The following is a 15,197-nucleotide window of genomic DNA, read 5'->3' on the forward strand; positions in this document are numbered from 1 at the left end:
GGTCTCAGTGCCCTTCGACGGCGGTCACCCCGAGATCGGGGTTGTCGGTGAAGATGCCGTCCAGGCCGGCGTCGAGGAAGACCCGCATCTCACCGAGCACGTCCCCCGGCGCCTCCGGATCCGCACCGCTGCGGAAAGCGGTCGGGAGGAAACGGTTCTCGACCCGGAACGTCCACCCGTGCACCACCAGCCCGCGGCGGTGGGCGTCCCGGATGACGTTCGTCGGTGTGGTCAGGTCGCCGGCGGCGTCCCGCGGGATGAGGACGTCCTTGCACGCGCCGATTCCGTCGGCGTACCGCGAGATCTCCGTGATCCCGGCCCGGGTCATCAGGTCGGCGTAGGTGCGGGAGTCGCCGGCGGCGACCAGGTCGTACGGTGCGCCGGTGCAGTTGACCAGCTGGGCCAGCGGCAACCGCGTCATCCGGTCCAGGTCCCGCAGGTTGGACGTCTCGAAGCTCTGGATGAACACCGGCGCCCGTCGGCCGTCGTAACCGTTGTCGTGCAACACGGCCAGCAGCGGCTCCTCCAGCGACAGGCCGATGGAGTCGAAGTAGGTCGGGTGCTTCGTCTCCGCATAGACGCCCACCGGCCGCCCGTCACAGGTCCGGGAGTGCCGGGCCAGGTCGACGACCTCGTCGAAGGTGGGGATCTGGTAGAGCCCGTCGTAGACGGTGTTCTGCGGCCGGGTGGCCGGGATCCGCTCCACCGCGCGCAGTGTCTTGAGTTCGGCGAGGGTGAAGTCCTCGGTGAACCACCCGGTGAGCGCGACGCCGTCGATGACCTTGGTCGCCTGCCGGTCGGCGAACTCGGGCCGGGTGGCCACGTCGGTGGTGCCGGTGATGTCGTTCTCGTGGCGGGCGACCAGGACGCCGTCCGCGGTCGACACCAGGTCGGGCTCGATGTAGTCCGCACACTGCAGGATGGCCGTCTCGTAGGCGGCCAGCGTGTGCTCGGGCCGGTAGCCGCTGGCGCCGCGATGCCCGATGACCAGCGGGTCACGGGAGGCGGAATGTCCGTGTCCGTGACGCTTCTCGATGTCGAGGACGATCAGCTCGGTGTCGTCCGGGGTGCCGGGCACCCGTCCGGCACTGCCCGGGTAGTTGTTGTCGCTGGCGACCAGGATGCGTCCGTCGGCGAGCGGCAGCGCGACCTCGACCGACTGCAACGGGAAGGCGAAGGGATTCCCGATGCCGTAGCCGTCGGCGGTACCCGTCACTCCGATGTGGCCGGGGTTGGCGATCCGCAGCAGGTCGACCAGCAGGGTCTTCTCGACGAAGCCCGCGGCGTCGGTGTCGTCGAGATCGATGCGGTAGAGCCGTTTCGTGACCGATGCCGGACCCTCGAAGTCGTCGCGCTCGATGAGCACGATGTCGCCGTCGCGGGTGCTGAACGCGTCGCCGATGACGTTGGCGTCCTGATCGGTCTCGTACTGCCACGTCCGGCCCGTGTAGGACGCCGACGCGGTGTCGAACTCGTAGATGTACCGGCGGCGCAGCACCGGGTCGTCGGTGAAGGAGCCCTCGACGACCGGGTACAGCGTGGCGCCGTCCTTCGACGCGGCCATCGCTTCGAAGCCACGGCTCCCGCGCACCCGCGGGGTCGCCGACGGGTCCAGGTGGGGATCCGCCGGCGAGCTGCCGTCGGGGAACCGCACCGGCGGCGCGAGCAGCCGGCCCGTGGCGTCCACGTGCAGCAGGAACGGCCCGAACTCCTCGCCGATCCAGAACGAGCCGTCGGCGGAGCGCACCACCGACTCGATGTCGAAGTCCGCGCCGGTGAGCAGCCGCTCCGCGGTCGCGCCGTTGACGATCGGGAAGTCGATGAGCCCGTCGGGATCGCGGAGGGAGATGAACTCACCCACGTCCACGACACCCGGGCCGCCGTCGGCGGTCTCCCACCGCGGGGTGATCCGGTAGAGGCGGAGCAGGAAGTCCGCGGAGTTCGCCTTGGTCCCGAAGCCGTTGTCCGGCATCGCCCAGAAGGTCCCGTCCCCGTCGGCGACCATGCCCGAGAACCCGGGGATGACCTGTCCCGGGAACGGGCCGACCCGGCCGTTCGCCGCTGTGGCCAGGGCGCCGGACGGCGGGCCGGGTGCCTGGAAGTCGGCGCTGAGCACGGCGCGTCGCTCGAGCACGGCGTCTCCGGCACCGGCCGACCAGCCCGGTCGGCTCGGCGCGCCGGGCGGGGCGGCCGCTGCGGACGGCACGGCGATCACCACCGATCCGGCGGCCACCACCGCGGCGATGATCGAACCCAGGAACGGATGTCGCATGGCTGCCTCCTCCGTGGCCGTCTCGACGACGAGCCGCCGGTGAAGGCTGCGACCCGAGGTTGAACGGTAGGTGACCCGGTGTGGACCCGTCTTACTCCTACGCGTGAATTCGGCGGACGTCGATCCACCGCACGGACGACGCCGCGCCGCCACGGCGCTCAGCCCGACGTCGGAGCTCACCCGGGCGGAGGTCGACCGGCGTTCCGGGGAACTCACACCGACGGTTCCCCGGCGGTCGCTCAGCGGCGCCCGGGAACGGGCTGCCGTGTGGCGAGCCGGGCCTTCGCCCTCGCGATGGGCCACTGGGCGACCACGGCGGGCAGGACCCAGAACAACGGGTTGCCGGTGCCGGCCACCGAGGCACCGGTGAGCAGGGCGACGTAGCTGCCACCGAGGACGTGCGGGACGAGGGTCGTCCACCCCGGAGGCCGTCGCCGCCACAGCCACAGGCCGGCCACCGCACTCACCTCCGTCAGGATCGCGACGGGCAGCAGCCACCAGAGCCGGTCCCACGCGATCACCGCCAGGGCGCCGCCGCTGACCGCTGTCAGGGCCACCGCGGCCTGGTAACCCGGCCCGGTCACCGACCGGAGACGACGGACGGACACGAACGCCGGCCCCGCCAGCAGACCGACGGTCCCGGCGACGATGTGGCCGGTCAGCACCGCGTCGAAGGTCACGGTCCGATGGTCGCAGCGCGACCTTGACACTGTCAAGGTCGCCGGTCGGCCTCGCGGTGTCGGTGTCGGTCGCGCCCACCGCGCCTCTGCAGGTACATCGCCTCGTCGACGGTCGAGACGAGGGCGTCGGCGGTGCGGGTGCCGCCGTCGACGACGACCCTGATGCCGGCCGCGGGATGCACCTGTGTCTCGGCCGGCCGGGCGCAACCGGTGCGGCCACCCGGATCCGGCCCCGTGGCGAATTCCTCGGTCGGCAGGGCGTGCCGCACCTGCGCCGCGGGACGGTCAGCAACTCACCTCCCAGTGTCGTCGACGGACGTGAACCGGTCGAGGTCGACGAACAGCATCGCGACCGGCCGGGCCGCCGCCGATGGGCGATCGCGTGCTCCGGCCGAGCCGGCAGCAACGTGCGGTCGGCCAGTCCGGTCAACGGGTCGTGGACGAGCTGGTGCCACACGATGGTTCCTGCGCAGGCACGACCGCGGCTCGCGTCCGGCGATCGGCGGAGCCCGATCCCGGACCGTGACGTCAGGCCGGCGGCGCCGCCGGGTGCTCGTCGACGGTGCGGGCGTCGTCCAGGGTGAGCGCCCCGAGCACCGCGAGAACACCGGCCAGCACGGTGAGCGCCAGATAGGCGACGCGCTCCCCGTGGAAGTAGGAGGCGACGAGGTCCGGGCTCCAGCCGCCGAGCGGCAGGACCGTCACCACCAGCGCAGCGATCAGGGTGCCGATGAACGCGGTGCCGACACTGGTGCCGACCTCCTGTGCGGTGTCGTTGAGCGCCGCACCGAGTGACGTCCGGTTCTCGGGCATGGCATCGATGAGCCCGACGGCGCAGATGGTCATCACGGTCCGCAGGCCGACGGTCATGATGACCATCCCGACGGCGATGGCGGCGTATCCGTGGTCGACGGCCCAGGCGAGCCATCCCAACCCGACGGTCAGCGACACGGCACCGACCAGGCAGGCCGCGCGCCGACCCACCCGCGCCACCAGCCGCTCGGTGAGCGGCCCGACGGCCAGCATGGTCGCGATGAAGGGCAGGTTGGCCAGCCCGGCCCTGATCGGGCTCCACCCGTAGGCGTACTGGAAGTGCAGGATCAGGCTGAACATCACGCCGGCCATCGCCAGCGACGTGCCGATCTGGGCGAGCGTCGCGCCGCGGACGGTGCGGTCGCGCAGCAGGCTCAGATCCAGCATCGGCGAGGTGGTGCGCCGCTCCCGCACCACGAACCCGGCGACCGCGGCGACCGCGCCGGCGGCGGACAGCAGGGTCGCGGCCGAGAGCCAGCCGTGCTCGACCCCACTGGTCAGGGTGTAGCAGCCGAGGCCGATCCCGAGCACGGTGAGGGCGGCCCCGGGAAGGTCCAGGGTGTCGGCGGTGAGGTCCTCCGACCGGTCCTGGGCGACGCCCAGACGCACACCGACGAAGGCGATGAGCGCGATCGGCGCGTTGGCCAGCAGCAGCCACTGCCAGCCGACGTGGGCCAGGGCGGTGCCGCCGATGAGCGGCCCGAGGACGAAGCCGCTCATGCCGACGACGATCATCACGGTCATCGCCCGCATCCGCAGCGTCTGGTCGGAGAACAACCGGAACACCAGCGAATTGGTGATCGGCGCCATCGCCGCGGCCGCGATCCCGAGCCCGGCGCGCAGCGCGACCAGCTCGCCGGTGCTGGTCACCGCCAGCACGGCCAGGCTCATCAGGCCGAAGGCGGCCAGCCCGATCTGCAGGACCCGGCGCCGGCCGAACCGGTCGGCGATCGACCCGGCGGTGAGCAGCAGGCCGCCGAACGTCAGCGAGTAGGCACCGGTGATCCACTGCAGCGACGTGGTGCTCCCCTGCAGGTCGCGCCCGATGGTGGGCAACGCGATCGTCAGCAGGGTGTTGTCGACCATCTCGACGAAGAAAGCCAGACACAGAGCGGTCAGCGGGATCCAGGCGGCGCGCAGGGACGGGTAGGAGCGGGTCGACCCGCCGGGGGCAACGGCCCGGGCAGGGGTCTGAGATGTGGTCATGAGGCCTCCGATTATCGAACGACGTTCGATAATCGAACGCTGTTCGAACTATAGAACCGCGTTCGATAGACTGCAAGGGTGAATCGCGAGACGAGTACGCGCCCCGCCCGCCGCCGCGCATCGCACTCCATGGAGGCGGTGCTGACCGAGGCCGTCCGGTTGCTGGACGAGGCCGGCGAGGGCGCGCTGACGTTCCGGGCCCTGGCCGCCCGGCTGGGTGGCGGTGTCGGCAGCATCTACTGGTACGTGCAGAACAAGGACGAGCTGCTGGACCGGGCCGCCGACCACGTGATGGACGGCGTCCTCGCCGCGACCGAGACCTTCGTCGCCGACGAGGATCCCATCAACGCCCTCCGCGAGATCGGTGTCACCCTCTACGACACCGCGATCGACCGGCCGTGGCTGGGCCGGTACTTCATGCGCAACACCGGGTTCCAGCCGAACTCACTGCGCTTCTACGAGCGGGTCGGCGGACAGGTGCTCCGCCTGCACCTGACCCCTCGGCAGTCGTTCCACGCGGCGTCAGCGGTCGTCGGTTTCGTGGTGGGTCTCGCGGCCGACATGGGTCAGCAACCGCCGGAGCAGGTCCTGAGCGGCGAGATGAACCGCGACCGGTTCATGGACGGGGTGGTCGCGGAGTGGAGCGCGCTGGATCCGGCGGAGTACCCCTTCCTGCACACGATCCTCGACGAGTTCGCCCGTCACCGGGACGCCGACCAGTTCCGCGCGGGACTGGACCTGCTGCTGGACGGGTTGCGCCGGCAGGCCGACGCCGGCGGGACGACGCGGGAACGCTGACCGGCGCGTCAGCCGCAGCCGCAGCCGCAGCCGCAGCCGCAGCCGCAGCCGCAGCCGCAGCGTCGTGGCGGCCGCGGCCTGCGTGCACGTCCGGTGCACTGCAGGCGGTCCGGGTCCGCCGTACTTGGTCCGGTGGGCAGCGTCGATCCGGTCGCCGAGACCCGGGTGGGCTCCACCGATGTCGTCGACACCGACCTCACCCTCGAGCCCTGGACCCGCACCCGGGCCCGCCCGGTGCGGACGGCCGCACCGAACCAACCCGTCTCCCGGCGGTGCCGGCTCCGGACGAACACGCAGCCGTCGACACGGACCACCCAGATCGGCGTCCACGGCCGCAGCGTCCCGTCCGCGCACGCGACGGCGATGGACAGCTCCCCGGTGGCACCGATCCGGGCGAGTGCGTCGTCGGTCCACGCCACGTCCATCCGGACAGTCCGCGCCCGGGGGACCGGGACAGGTCGGCAACAGCCGACCCCGACCGCTCCCGGGTCCCCGGCGCCGGAGTCCGGGTCAGCCGGCCCCGAGCACCTGGGCGACACCCTCCAGGCACCACTGCCAGCCGGTCCGCATGTTCTCGAGCGTCTCGGCGTCGGAGAGGTCGTCGACCGTCAGGTCGAGGCGGGTGCCGCCGTCGGCCGGATGCAGCGTCACGGTGCAGCGCGAGGTCTCGGACATGTCCGCCCCTTCGGTGCGGACCTCGAGGACGAGTCGTGACACAGGCTCGAAGACCACGAACGTCGCGCTCTCGCGGTAGGCGTCACCGTCGGGGCGGGGGCCGAAGCGGATCCGGTAGCCGCCACCCGTGCGCGGATCGACCTCGCAGGCCGACACCGCCCAGTCAGGGTCCGGGCACACCCAGCGGCGCAGCAGGTCGGCGTCGGTGAAGGCGTCCCACACCCGTTCGGGCGGGGCCGGGTAGGTGCGGTCGAGGTCGAACGACAGGAGCGGGGCGGTGGTCATGTGTCCTCCAGGAGTGTGCCGAGAGCGTCCAGCCGGGTCGACCAGAGCGCCTGCTGCCGTGCGGTCCACGTGGCCACGGCGACGAGGGCGTCGTCGCGCAGCCGGCACTCGCGAACGCGGCCGCGTTTGACGGTCGTCACCAGACCGGCCTCCTCCAGCACCCGCAGGTGCTTCAGGACCGCCGGCAGGGACAACGCCGTGGGGGCCGCGAGATCGCCGACCGACGTCGGACCGCGGGCGAGCCGCTCGACGATGGCCAGCCGGGTCGGGTCGCCCAGCGCCGCGAACTGATGGTGAACCACGTGGTTAACTATTGCGCGATCGATCGGAGGTGTCAAGGGGGTGGGCCGGTCCGGTCGGCGCCGGGTCGAGGAACACCGGGCGGGGGCTCCACGCCCGTGAGCACACCGCCGTCGCCGCCGGCCCTCGGCATCCATCGCCCACTCCGGAGGGCCCCGCGCCGACACGGGCACACCTCCGCCACCCGGCGCCGTCGATGACGACATCACCGGCGCTGCAGCGGGTCCGGAACGGTGAGCACCCCTGCCGGCGGACTCCCCGGGCGGCGTCGACGTCCGGATCCCCCCGTCCCGACATCACGTCACGACCGGACGCCCGTCCGCCACCGCGACGACGAACCCGCTACCCCACCGGTCACACCCACCGCAGCCCGGCCCGACCCACCAGCGTCGGACCCCTGGGCCACCCACGCGGCCCGACCGCCTCCCGGCCGCCCACTGTTCACCCGCCGGACACCTGCGAACCCCTGCCGCGCGGTGCCGTCTTCGTAACGTCACGCGGGTCCCACCTCCGCGCACCGCCCGCCGCGACGTGCGCCGCCGACAGACCTGGAGTCCCCGTGACCCTGAACGACCGTCGTCTCCCCCTGCTCATGGCCGGCCACACCGTCGGCAAGCGCAGTGCCGTGACGTGTGCACTCAAGTGCGACAACGCCTGTGCGCACCCCGCTCCCAACGTCAGCGACAACCCGACGTTCCGCGACATCGCCGGTGCCGCCCTCAGCCGCCGGATGCTGCTGAAGGGCGCCGCGGCCGGTGCCGCCGTCGTCCTGCTCGGCGGCGAGCTGGCCGGCACCACCCCGTCGGCGTCCGCGACCCCGGTCGTCGACCCGGCGGCGCCGGTGGTCCCCGGTTTCGGCGGCAAGGGCCGCGCCCCGGGCCTGTACTGGAACCCCATCGAGCCGGTCAGCGCCGAGGTCGACGCCTTCACCGTCCCCGAGGGCTACGACTGGTCGACCATCCTGCGGTGGGGCGACCCGCTCTTCGACGAGAACGAGATCTTCGACGTCCAGAACCAGACGGAGGACCGGCAGGCCCGCCAGTTCGGTTACAACAACGACTATCTCGACATCATGCACATCCCCGGCACGGGCGGCCGCGAGGCCCTGCTGGTCTGCAACCACGAGTACGTCAACCCGGCCATCATGTTCCCCGACGGCACCGACCCGGTCGCCCAGCGCAAGATCGCCATGCAGGCGCACGGCATGTCCGTGGTGCACCTGCACCGCAAGAAGCGCACCGACCCGTGGACCTACACCGTCGGCAGCCGCTACAACCGCCGCATCACCGCCACCACCCCGTTCACCCTGACCGGTGCCGCCGCGGGCAGCGAGCTCGTCCGCACCGGTGCCGACCCGGCCGGCACCACCGTGTTCGGCACCCTCGGCAACTGCGCCGGCGGCACCACCCCGTGGGGCACGGTGCTGTCCGGCGAGGAGAACTTCAACGGCTACTTCCGCGCCGCCGGCACCGCCACCGGCGAGGCCCGCTACGGCCTCGCCGACAAGGAGACCGCCAACGGCTGGGAGACGATCGACCCGCGGTTCGACGCCCGCACCCCGGAGACGGTCAACGAGCCCAACCGCTTCGGCTGGATCGTCGAGATCGACCCGTTCGACCCGACCTCCACCCCGGTCAAGCACACCGCCCTGGGCCGCATGAAGCACGAGGGCGCCAACGTCATCGTCGGCAAGAGCCGCCACGTCGCCGCCTACATGGGTGACGACGAGCGCTTCGACTACCTCTACAAGTTCGTCTCCAAGGAGAAGATGCGCGGCGGCTGGCGCAACGGCGTCAACTCCTCGCAGATCATCGGCAGCAAGGACCGCGCGTTCAACAAGACGCTGCTGGACTCCGGCAGCCTCTACGTCGCGCGGTTCAGCGGGGACTCCCCCGCCGGCGAGATCGACGGCAACGGCGCACTCCCCGCCGACGGGAAGTTCGACGGCACCGGCGAATGGCTGCCCATCGTCATCGACGGCGTCTCCCAGGTCCCCGGCTTCACCGTCGAGCAGGCGCTCGTCGACACGCGGCTCGCCGCCGACGCCCTCGGCGCCACCAAGATGGACCGCTGCGAGGACGTCCAGCCCGACCTGCGCACCGGGCGCATCTACGTCGCCTGCACCAACAACAGCGACCGCGGGGTCAAGCCGGGCAAGGAGGCCGCCACCGAGGTGAACCCCCGCAACGGCAACAAGGACGGCCACATCGTCGAGATCACCGAGAGCCGCGACGACGTCCGCTCCACCACGTTCCGCTGGTCGCTGCTGCTCGTCTGCGGCGATCCGTCGACCAACGCCGCCACGTACTTCGCGGGCTACCCCAAGGACAAGGTCTCCCCGATCAGCTGCCCGGACAACCTGGCGTTCGACTCCTGGGGCAACCTCTGGATCGCCACCGACGGCGCCCCGAGCTCCATCGGCAAGAACGACGGCCTGTTCAAGGTGCCGCTGCGTGGCCCGGAGCGGGGCCACGTCAAGCAGTTCCTCTCCGTCCCGCGGGACGCCGAGACCTGCGGCCCGGTGATCCACGACCAGGACAACCTCGTGTTCGTCTCCGTGCAGCACCCCGGCGAGGACGGCACCTTCGCCGAGCAGCTGTCGTTCTTCCCCGACTACGTCCCGGAGGGCACCACCCCGGCGCCGGGTGACTGGCGCGGCCCGCGGCCTGCCGTGGTGCAGGTCTTCGCCACCCGGTGACCACCCCGGTGCGGGAGGTTCCCGGCCGGGAGCCTCCCGCACCACCCGTGCGCGGTCAGCGGCCGGCGATGAGGGCGTGCGGTGCGGTCTGTTTGATCCGGGCCGTCAACCACTGCAGCTGCACCTCGGTCTCGCGGTCACACGTGCGCACCACGGTCGCCAGCCCGTGGTCGCGGAGTCCGTTCGCGGCCTGTTCCACCACGGTCCAGCTCAGGTGCACGAACGACGCCAGCATCCAGAGATCCTGCAGATCGCACAACAGCCCGACCGAGCCGGTCCGGTGGGTGTCCGACCGCGGGCCCGGTGGCCCGTCGGGGACGTCGCCCGGATCGACCGCGCCGTATCGGCGCAACAGGGGGCCGAGCGCACCCCGGTGCTCCTCACACTGCCCGGCGAGACTCGTGCACACACCGACGATGTCGGGTTCCTCCGGGTGCACCTCGGCCGCCCGGCGGAACGAACCGGCCAGCGAGTCCTCGGCGGCGTCCACCAGCTCCAGGTATGCCGGGATCTTCACGGTCGACCTCCCCGCGGCGGCGCCGGGCACCCGCTGAACCGCTGTCCGGTCCGGGTGCGCGACGTTTCGTCCCTGCTCCAGTCTTACCCCGGACGGCAGCCGCGTGCCCCCACCCGACCGGGTGAGCGCACCGGCGTCCGGGCGAACGCGCGGTCCCACCCGGGTTCGGGTACAGCACCCGGAGTCCGGGTCGCCCGGGGTCGACGCACCGGCCGCCGACGGCCGGACCGACCGGAGGCATGCCCATGTCCCGACCCGACCGCTCCGACACCCCACGCGCCGAGGCGTCGCTGTTCTTCATCGGCAACGCGACCACGCTCATCCGGTTCGGCGAGCTCACCCTGTTGACCGACCCGAACTTCCTGCACGCCGGTCAATACGCCTATCTCGGCCACGGACTCACGTCACGCCGACTGACCGACCCCGCCCTCGACGTCACCGCGCTCCCGCCCCTGGACGGTGTCGTGCTGTCGCACCTGCACGGCGACCACTGGGACCGGGTCGCGCAACGGGGCCTCGACCGGGCCCTGCCCATCGTCACCACCCCGCACGCCCGGACGAAGCTGCACCACCGTGGTTTCGGTGGCGCGGCCGGCCTCGCGACCTGGGAGTCGACCACCCTTACCCACGGGGCCACCTCGGTCCGCATCACCGCGCTGCCGGGCCGGCACGCCACCGGGTGGGTGCGGCACCTGCTGCCCCCGGTGATGGGCTCGATGCTGGAGTTCAGCACCGGCGGTGGCCCGGTCGAGATGCGGATGTACCTGTCGGGCGACACCCTGCTCATCGACGACCTCGCCGAGATCCCGGCCCGGTTCCCGCGCGTGGACAACGGCGTGCTGCACCTGGGCGGCACCCGCATCCCGGCGGGCCTGCGACGCGGGCTGATGGTGACCATGGACGCGGTCCAGGGGGCGGACCTGATGCAGCTGATCGACCCCACCGTGACCATCCCGGTGCACTTCGACGACTACACCGTGTTCACCAGCCCGCTGTCGGACTTCCGCGACGAGGTGCAGCGGCGCGGCCTGCTCGACCGGGTGCGGTTCCTGGAACGCGGCGGCACGGTCCCGCTCGCCGTCCGGGGCGACGACGGGGCGGTCACGCCATGACCGTCCGCGCCGTCCTGTTCGACATCGACGGCACCCTCGTGGATTCCAACTACCTGCACGTGCAGGCGTGGTCGGAGGCGATGGCCGCCGCCGGGCACCCGGCGGACGACGCCAGCATCCACCGGGCCATCGGGATGGACTCGGATCTGCTGCTGCGGTCGGTGCTCGGCCGGGACACCCCGACTCCGGTCACCGACGCCGCCGCCGCCGGGCACGCCGACCGCTACCAGGCCCTGGCGTCGCGGCTGCGGGTCTTCGACGGCGCCCGGGAACTGTTGCACGCCATCCACTCCGGCGGCCGGCAGGTCGTCCTCGCCACGTCCGCGCCGCCCGCCGAACTGGACGCCCTGCTGGCCGTGCTCGACGCCGCGGACGACGTCGACCACGTCACCTCCGGGGAGGACGTCAGCCAGGCCAAGCCCGCCGCCGAGCTGATCGAGGTCGCGCTCGGCCGCGCCGGCGTCACCGCGGCCGAGGCGGTGCTCGTCGGTGACACCGTGTGGGACGGCGAGGCGGCCGCGCGGGCCGGCGTGGCGTTCGTCGGGGTGCTGTCCGGTGGCATCGCCCGGGCCGAACTGGCCGCTGCCGGAGCCGTCGCGGTCTACGACGACGTGGCCACCCTGCTCGGTGACCTGGACGCGAGTCCTCTTCGCAACGACGTCTCCACTCCCGGCTCCACCCGACCGGGGCCACGTCACGGGTGACCCGCACGCCGCCGACCCCGACGGCGGAGGCCCGGACGGGTGATTCGCGACATCGGCCCATCCGGTCCGTGTTTAGCCCCGGGAGTGCCGGGTAGACAGGAACACGTCGCTAACAATGCGATGTCATCCGGGCTCGGACACGAAAGCGACACCCAGCCCATGAACGTCTCCACCCGCTTCCCGGCCGCCGCCGGCAGCGTGCGCCCATCGACGGTCTCCGTGCCGCCCCGCCTGCACACCGGGCAGCCCCCCGGTATTCGTGCGGCGAGGCCCTAGAGCACCCGTTCCGGCGTTTCTGCTCCACCCGTACCGCCGCCCGCCGGTGGTCGGTCGTCCGGACGCCGCTCCGACCGACCGCGCCCCGCGGGAGACGACACCGCTCCCCCCAGGCTTTTCCACCCAGGCTTTCCACCCAGGCCATCCGGTTGCATCCCGACCCACGGGGCGCCCGGTGGCACACCCACCCATGAGGAGGTCTCCATGACCGAGGCACAGCACACGACCACGAGCCCCGACCAGTACCTGGGCCTGACCGCCGTCGGCCCGGACCAGGACAAGATCGGCTCCGTGGGCCAGGTCTACGTCAACGACCAGAGCGGCGTCCCGGACTGGATCACCGTCAACACCGGCCTCTTCGGCACCACCGAGAACTTCGTGCCGCTCGAGGGCTCCCGCATCCAGGGCGACAACCTGGTCCTGCCGTTCGGCAAGGACATCGTCAAGGACGCCCCCAAGGTCGCCGACGCCAGCCACCTGGACCCTGACGAGCAGGAGGAGCTGTACGCGCACTACTCCCGCTACATCACCTCGGGTCGCACCACGACCGGCACGGTCGACGCCGACGCAGACTTCGCGCGCACCGACACGACCGTGGGCACCGACACCACCGTGGGCACCGGCGACGTGAACCGTCACGGCACCGTCGGCCACGACACCTCCGGTCCGACCACCGACGACGCCATGACCCGCTCCGAGGAGCAGCTGAACGTGGGCACGCAGCGTGTCGAGGCCGGTCGGGCCCGACTGCGCAAGTACGTCGTGACCGAGCAGCAGAGCGTGACCGTCCCGGTCTCGCGCGAAGAGGTCCGCGTCGAGCGCGAGCCCATCACCGACGCCAACCGCGGCGACGCCCTGGCCGGCCCGGAGATCTCCGAGGAGGAGCACGAGGTCGTCCTGCACGCCGAGCGTCCGGTCGTGGAGACCGAAGCCGTTCCGGTCGAGCGCGTGCGCCTGGGCACCGAGACCGTCACCGAGCAGCAGCAGGTGACCGGTGAGGTCCGCAAGGAGCAGATCGAGGTCGAGGGCGACACCACGACCGGCCGCGGCACCTCTGCCTGATCCAGCACCACTCGATCGACGAAGGGAATCACGATGACCAGCAGTTCCGGATTCGGATCCACAGGTACTCCCAGCGGCATCCCTGATCTCCCGCCGCCGCCGGCGCCCTCCACGTGGCAGGCGCCGTCGAGCACGCCCCTGAGCACCGGCACCTCGGGCTCCGGCGGTTCCACCACCGACGTCGCCAAGGACCAGGCCGCGTCCGTCGCCGGCAGCGCCAAGGACGCCGCCAAGGACGTCGCCGGCACCGCCAAGGAGCAGGTCAGCCAGGTCACCGGTGAGGCCAAGAAGCAGGCGAAGGATCTCTTCGGCCAGACCCGCTCCGAGCTCACCGAGCAGGCGTCCACCCAGCAGCAGCGGGTCGCCGGCGGTCTGCACTCGGTCAGCGACCAGTTGCGGTCGCTGGCCAACGGTGAGGCCCAGCAGGGTCCCACCACCGACCTGGCGCACCAGGCGGCGGACAAGGTCCAGGAGATCGCCTCGTTCTTCGAGAACCGTGACCCGGGCCAGCTTCTCGACGAGGTCCGTCGCTACGCGCAGCGCCGCCCGGGCATGTTCCTCGCTCTGTCGCTGGGCGCCGGCGTTCTCGCCGGTCGCCTGACCCGCGGCCTCACCGCCGACGACAGCAGCAGCTCGGATGCGCCGCGCACCGGTGGCACCGCGCAGGTCGGCGGCACCGTCCCCCGGCCCGCGCTGGGCACGCCGGCCTACGGCACCCCCGCCGCACCGGCCTACGGCACCCCGGCCGCACCCGCGTACGGCACCCCTGCCTGGTCCGATCCGGGGGTCCCGCGGTGAGCTCACCCACGGAGACGACGGACAGTTCGTCCAAGTCACTCGGTGAACTGCTCAGCGGTGTCACCGAGGACCTCTCGACGCTGATGCGTCAAGAGGTCCAGCTGGCCAAGGCCGAGGCCACGCAGTCGGCCAAGCGCGCCGGCAAGGGCGCCGGCATGATGGCCGGCGCCGTGGTGGCCGCGCACTTCGTGCTGCTGTTCCTGTCCATCGCCCTCTGGTGGGGTCTCGGCAACTCCATCGGCCACGGCTGGTCGGCACTGATCGTGGCGGTCCTCTGGGGCGTCGTCGGCGCCGTGCTGTTCAGCGTCGGCAAGAAGGCGATCGCACAGGTCCGCGGCCTTGACCGCACCACCGAGACGGTCGCGAAGATCCCGAACGCGATCAAAGGCAACGAGGAGCAGAACCGATGACGACGAGCAACGACCCCGACCAGATCCGTCGCGAGATCGAGGCCACCCGCGCCGGTCTCAGCAACGACGTGAACGCCCTGTCGGACAAGGTGAACCCCACGCAGATCGTGGAGCGCCAGAAGTCCAAGATCACGGGCGCCGCCCGCTCGGTGAAGGAGAGCATCATGGGATCCGCTGATTCTGCGACGTCCTCCGCCCAGAGCGCGGTGTCGTCCGTGGGCGACGCCGTCAGCGACGCGCCGTCCGCGGTGAAGTCCAAGACTCGGGGCAACCCGCTGGCGGCCGGGCTCATCGCCTTCGGTGCCGGTGTGCTCGTCTCCTCGCTGTTCCCGGCGTCGGAGAAGGAGTCGCAGGCGGCGGCGGCGTTGAAGGAGAAGGCGCAGCCGCTGGTGGACGAGGTCACCTCGGTGGCCAAGGAGGCGGCGGCGCACCTGCAGGAGCCCGCACAGAACGCGCTCGAGTCGGTCAAGTCGACCGCGACCGACGCCGTCGACACCGTCAAGGACGAGGCCGGCAGCGCCAAGGACGAGGTCAAGGGCCAGGCCGTGGACGCCAAGGACAGCGTCCAGCAGGCCCGGAGCAGCTGATCGA

At 71.8% G+C, this 15,197-nt stretch carries 15 protein-coding genes; 8 read left to right on the plus strand and 7 right to left on the minus strand.

Going from position 1 to position 15,197, the window contains the following annotated elements; all coding sequences use genetic code 11:
* Nucleotides 1-4: 4 nt before the first annotated feature.
* The 3 genes from DB033_RS11290 to DB033_RS11305 all read right to left on the minus strand — a co-directional run bounded on the left by DB033_RS11290 (nt 5) and on the right by DB033_RS11305 (nt 4,971).
* Complete coding sequence (locus DB033_RS11290) at nt 5-2,272, minus strand: esterase-like activity of phytase family protein (RefSeq protein ID WP_111766754.1); 2,268 nt, start codon at nt 2,270-2,272, stop codon at nt 5-7.
* 239 nt (nt 2,273-2,511) lie between these two features.
* Nucleotides 2,512-2,952, minus strand: coding sequence for a hypothetical protein (locus DB033_RS11295; RefSeq protein ID WP_111766755.1), 441 nt, complete (start codon nt 2,950-2,952; stop codon nt 2,512-2,514).
* Nucleotides 2,953-3,480: 528 nt separating this feature from the next.
* Entirely contained in the window at nt 3,481-4,971 is a 1,491-nt protein-coding gene (locus tag DB033_RS11305; protein ID WP_111766757.1) for an MFS transporter, read from the minus strand.
* A 129-nt stretch (nt 4,972-5,100) separates the two neighbouring features.
* Between DB033_RS11305 and DB033_RS11310 the strand changes: the two genes are divergently transcribed.
* Complete coding sequence (locus DB033_RS11310; protein WP_111766758.1) at nt 5,101-5,769, plus strand: TetR/AcrR family transcriptional regulator; 669 nt, start codon at nt 5,101-5,103, stop codon at nt 5,767-5,769.
* An 8-nt stretch (nt 5,770-5,777) separates the two neighbouring features.
* Here the strand turns inward: DB033_RS11310 and DB033_RS21805 are convergent, their stop codons facing one another.
* From DB033_RS21805 to DB033_RS11325, 3 genes are all read right to left on the minus strand, one after another.
* A complete protein-coding gene (locus DB033_RS21805) occupies nt 5,778-6,194 on the minus strand; it encodes a DUF2255 family protein (RefSeq protein WP_205843762.1) in 417 nt (138 codons plus the stop codon).
* An 85-nt stretch (nt 6,195-6,279) separates the two neighbouring features.
* Nucleotides 6,280-6,729, minus strand: coding sequence for an SRPBCC family protein (locus tag DB033_RS11320; protein ID WP_111766759.1), 450 nt, complete (start codon nt 6,727-6,729; stop codon nt 6,280-6,282).
* Nucleotides 6,726-7,031 (minus strand): ArsR/SmtB family transcription factor, encoded by a 306-nt coding sequence (locus tag DB033_RS11325; protein ID WP_240615843.1) that lies wholly within the window; start codon nt 7,029-7,031, stop codon nt 6,726-6,728. The genes DB033_RS11320 and DB033_RS11325 overlap by 4 nt, the downstream gene beginning before the upstream one ends.
* A 590-nt stretch (nt 7,032-7,621) precedes the next feature.
* Here DB033_RS11325 and DB033_RS11330 point away from each other — a divergent pair.
* Nucleotides 7,622-9,727: a PhoX family protein gene (locus tag DB033_RS11330; protein ID WP_170315554.1), complete on the plus strand. Its 2,106-nt coding sequence runs from the start codon at nt 7,622-7,624 to the stop codon at nt 9,725-9,727.
* Between the two features lie 55 nt (nt 9,728-9,782).
* Here the strand turns inward: DB033_RS11330 and DB033_RS11335 are convergent, their stop codons facing one another.
* On the minus strand, nt 9,783-10,244 hold the full coding sequence (locus DB033_RS11335) for a ferritin family protein (protein ID WP_111766762.1): 462 nt from the start codon (nt 10,242-10,244) through the stop codon (nt 9,783-9,785).
* Nucleotides 10,245-10,489: 245 nt separating this feature from the next.
* Here DB033_RS11335 and DB033_RS11340 point away from each other — a divergent pair, with 245 nt between their 5' ends.
* The 6 genes from DB033_RS11340 to DB033_RS11365 all read left to right on the plus strand — a co-directional run bounded on the left by DB033_RS11340 (nt 10,490) and on the right by DB033_RS11365 (nt 15,193).
* Nucleotides 10,490-11,356: an MBL fold metallo-hydrolase gene (locus DB033_RS11340; RefSeq protein ID WP_111767430.1), complete on the plus strand. Its 867-nt coding sequence runs from the start codon at nt 10,490-10,492 to the stop codon at nt 11,354-11,356.
* Nucleotides 11,353-12,060, plus strand: a complete 708-nt coding sequence (locus tag DB033_RS11345; protein WP_111766763.1) for an HAD family hydrolase — start codon at nt 11,353-11,355, stop codon at nt 12,058-12,060. The genes DB033_RS11340 and DB033_RS11345 overlap by 4 nt, the downstream gene beginning before the upstream one ends.
* Before the next feature lie 480 nt (nt 12,061-12,540).
* Complete coding sequence (locus DB033_RS11350; protein ID WP_111766764.1) at nt 12,541-13,398, plus strand: YsnF/AvaK domain-containing protein; 858 nt, start codon at nt 12,541-12,543, stop codon at nt 13,396-13,398.
* A gap of 33 nt (nt 13,399-13,431) precedes the next feature.
* Entirely contained in the window at nt 13,432-14,196 is a 765-nt protein-coding gene (locus DB033_RS11355; protein WP_111766765.1) for a hypothetical protein, read from the plus strand.
* Complete coding sequence (locus DB033_RS11360) at nt 14,193-14,606, plus strand: phage holin family protein (RefSeq protein ID WP_205843763.1); 414 nt, start codon at nt 14,193-14,195, stop codon at nt 14,604-14,606. Before DB033_RS11355 ends, DB033_RS11360 begins: the two co-directional genes overlap by 4 nt.
* On the plus strand, nt 14,603-15,193 hold the full coding sequence (locus DB033_RS11365) for a DUF3618 domain-containing protein (RefSeq protein ID WP_111766767.1): 591 nt from the start codon (nt 14,603-14,605) through the stop codon (nt 15,191-15,193). Before DB033_RS11360 ends, DB033_RS11365 begins: the two co-directional genes overlap by 4 nt.
* Nucleotides 15,194-15,197 lie beyond the last annotated feature (4 nt).

The organism is Nakamurella deserti, from assembly GCF_003260015.1.
Lineage (GTDB): Bacteria > Actinomycetota > Actinomycetes > Mycobacteriales > Nakamurellaceae > Nakamurella > Nakamurella deserti.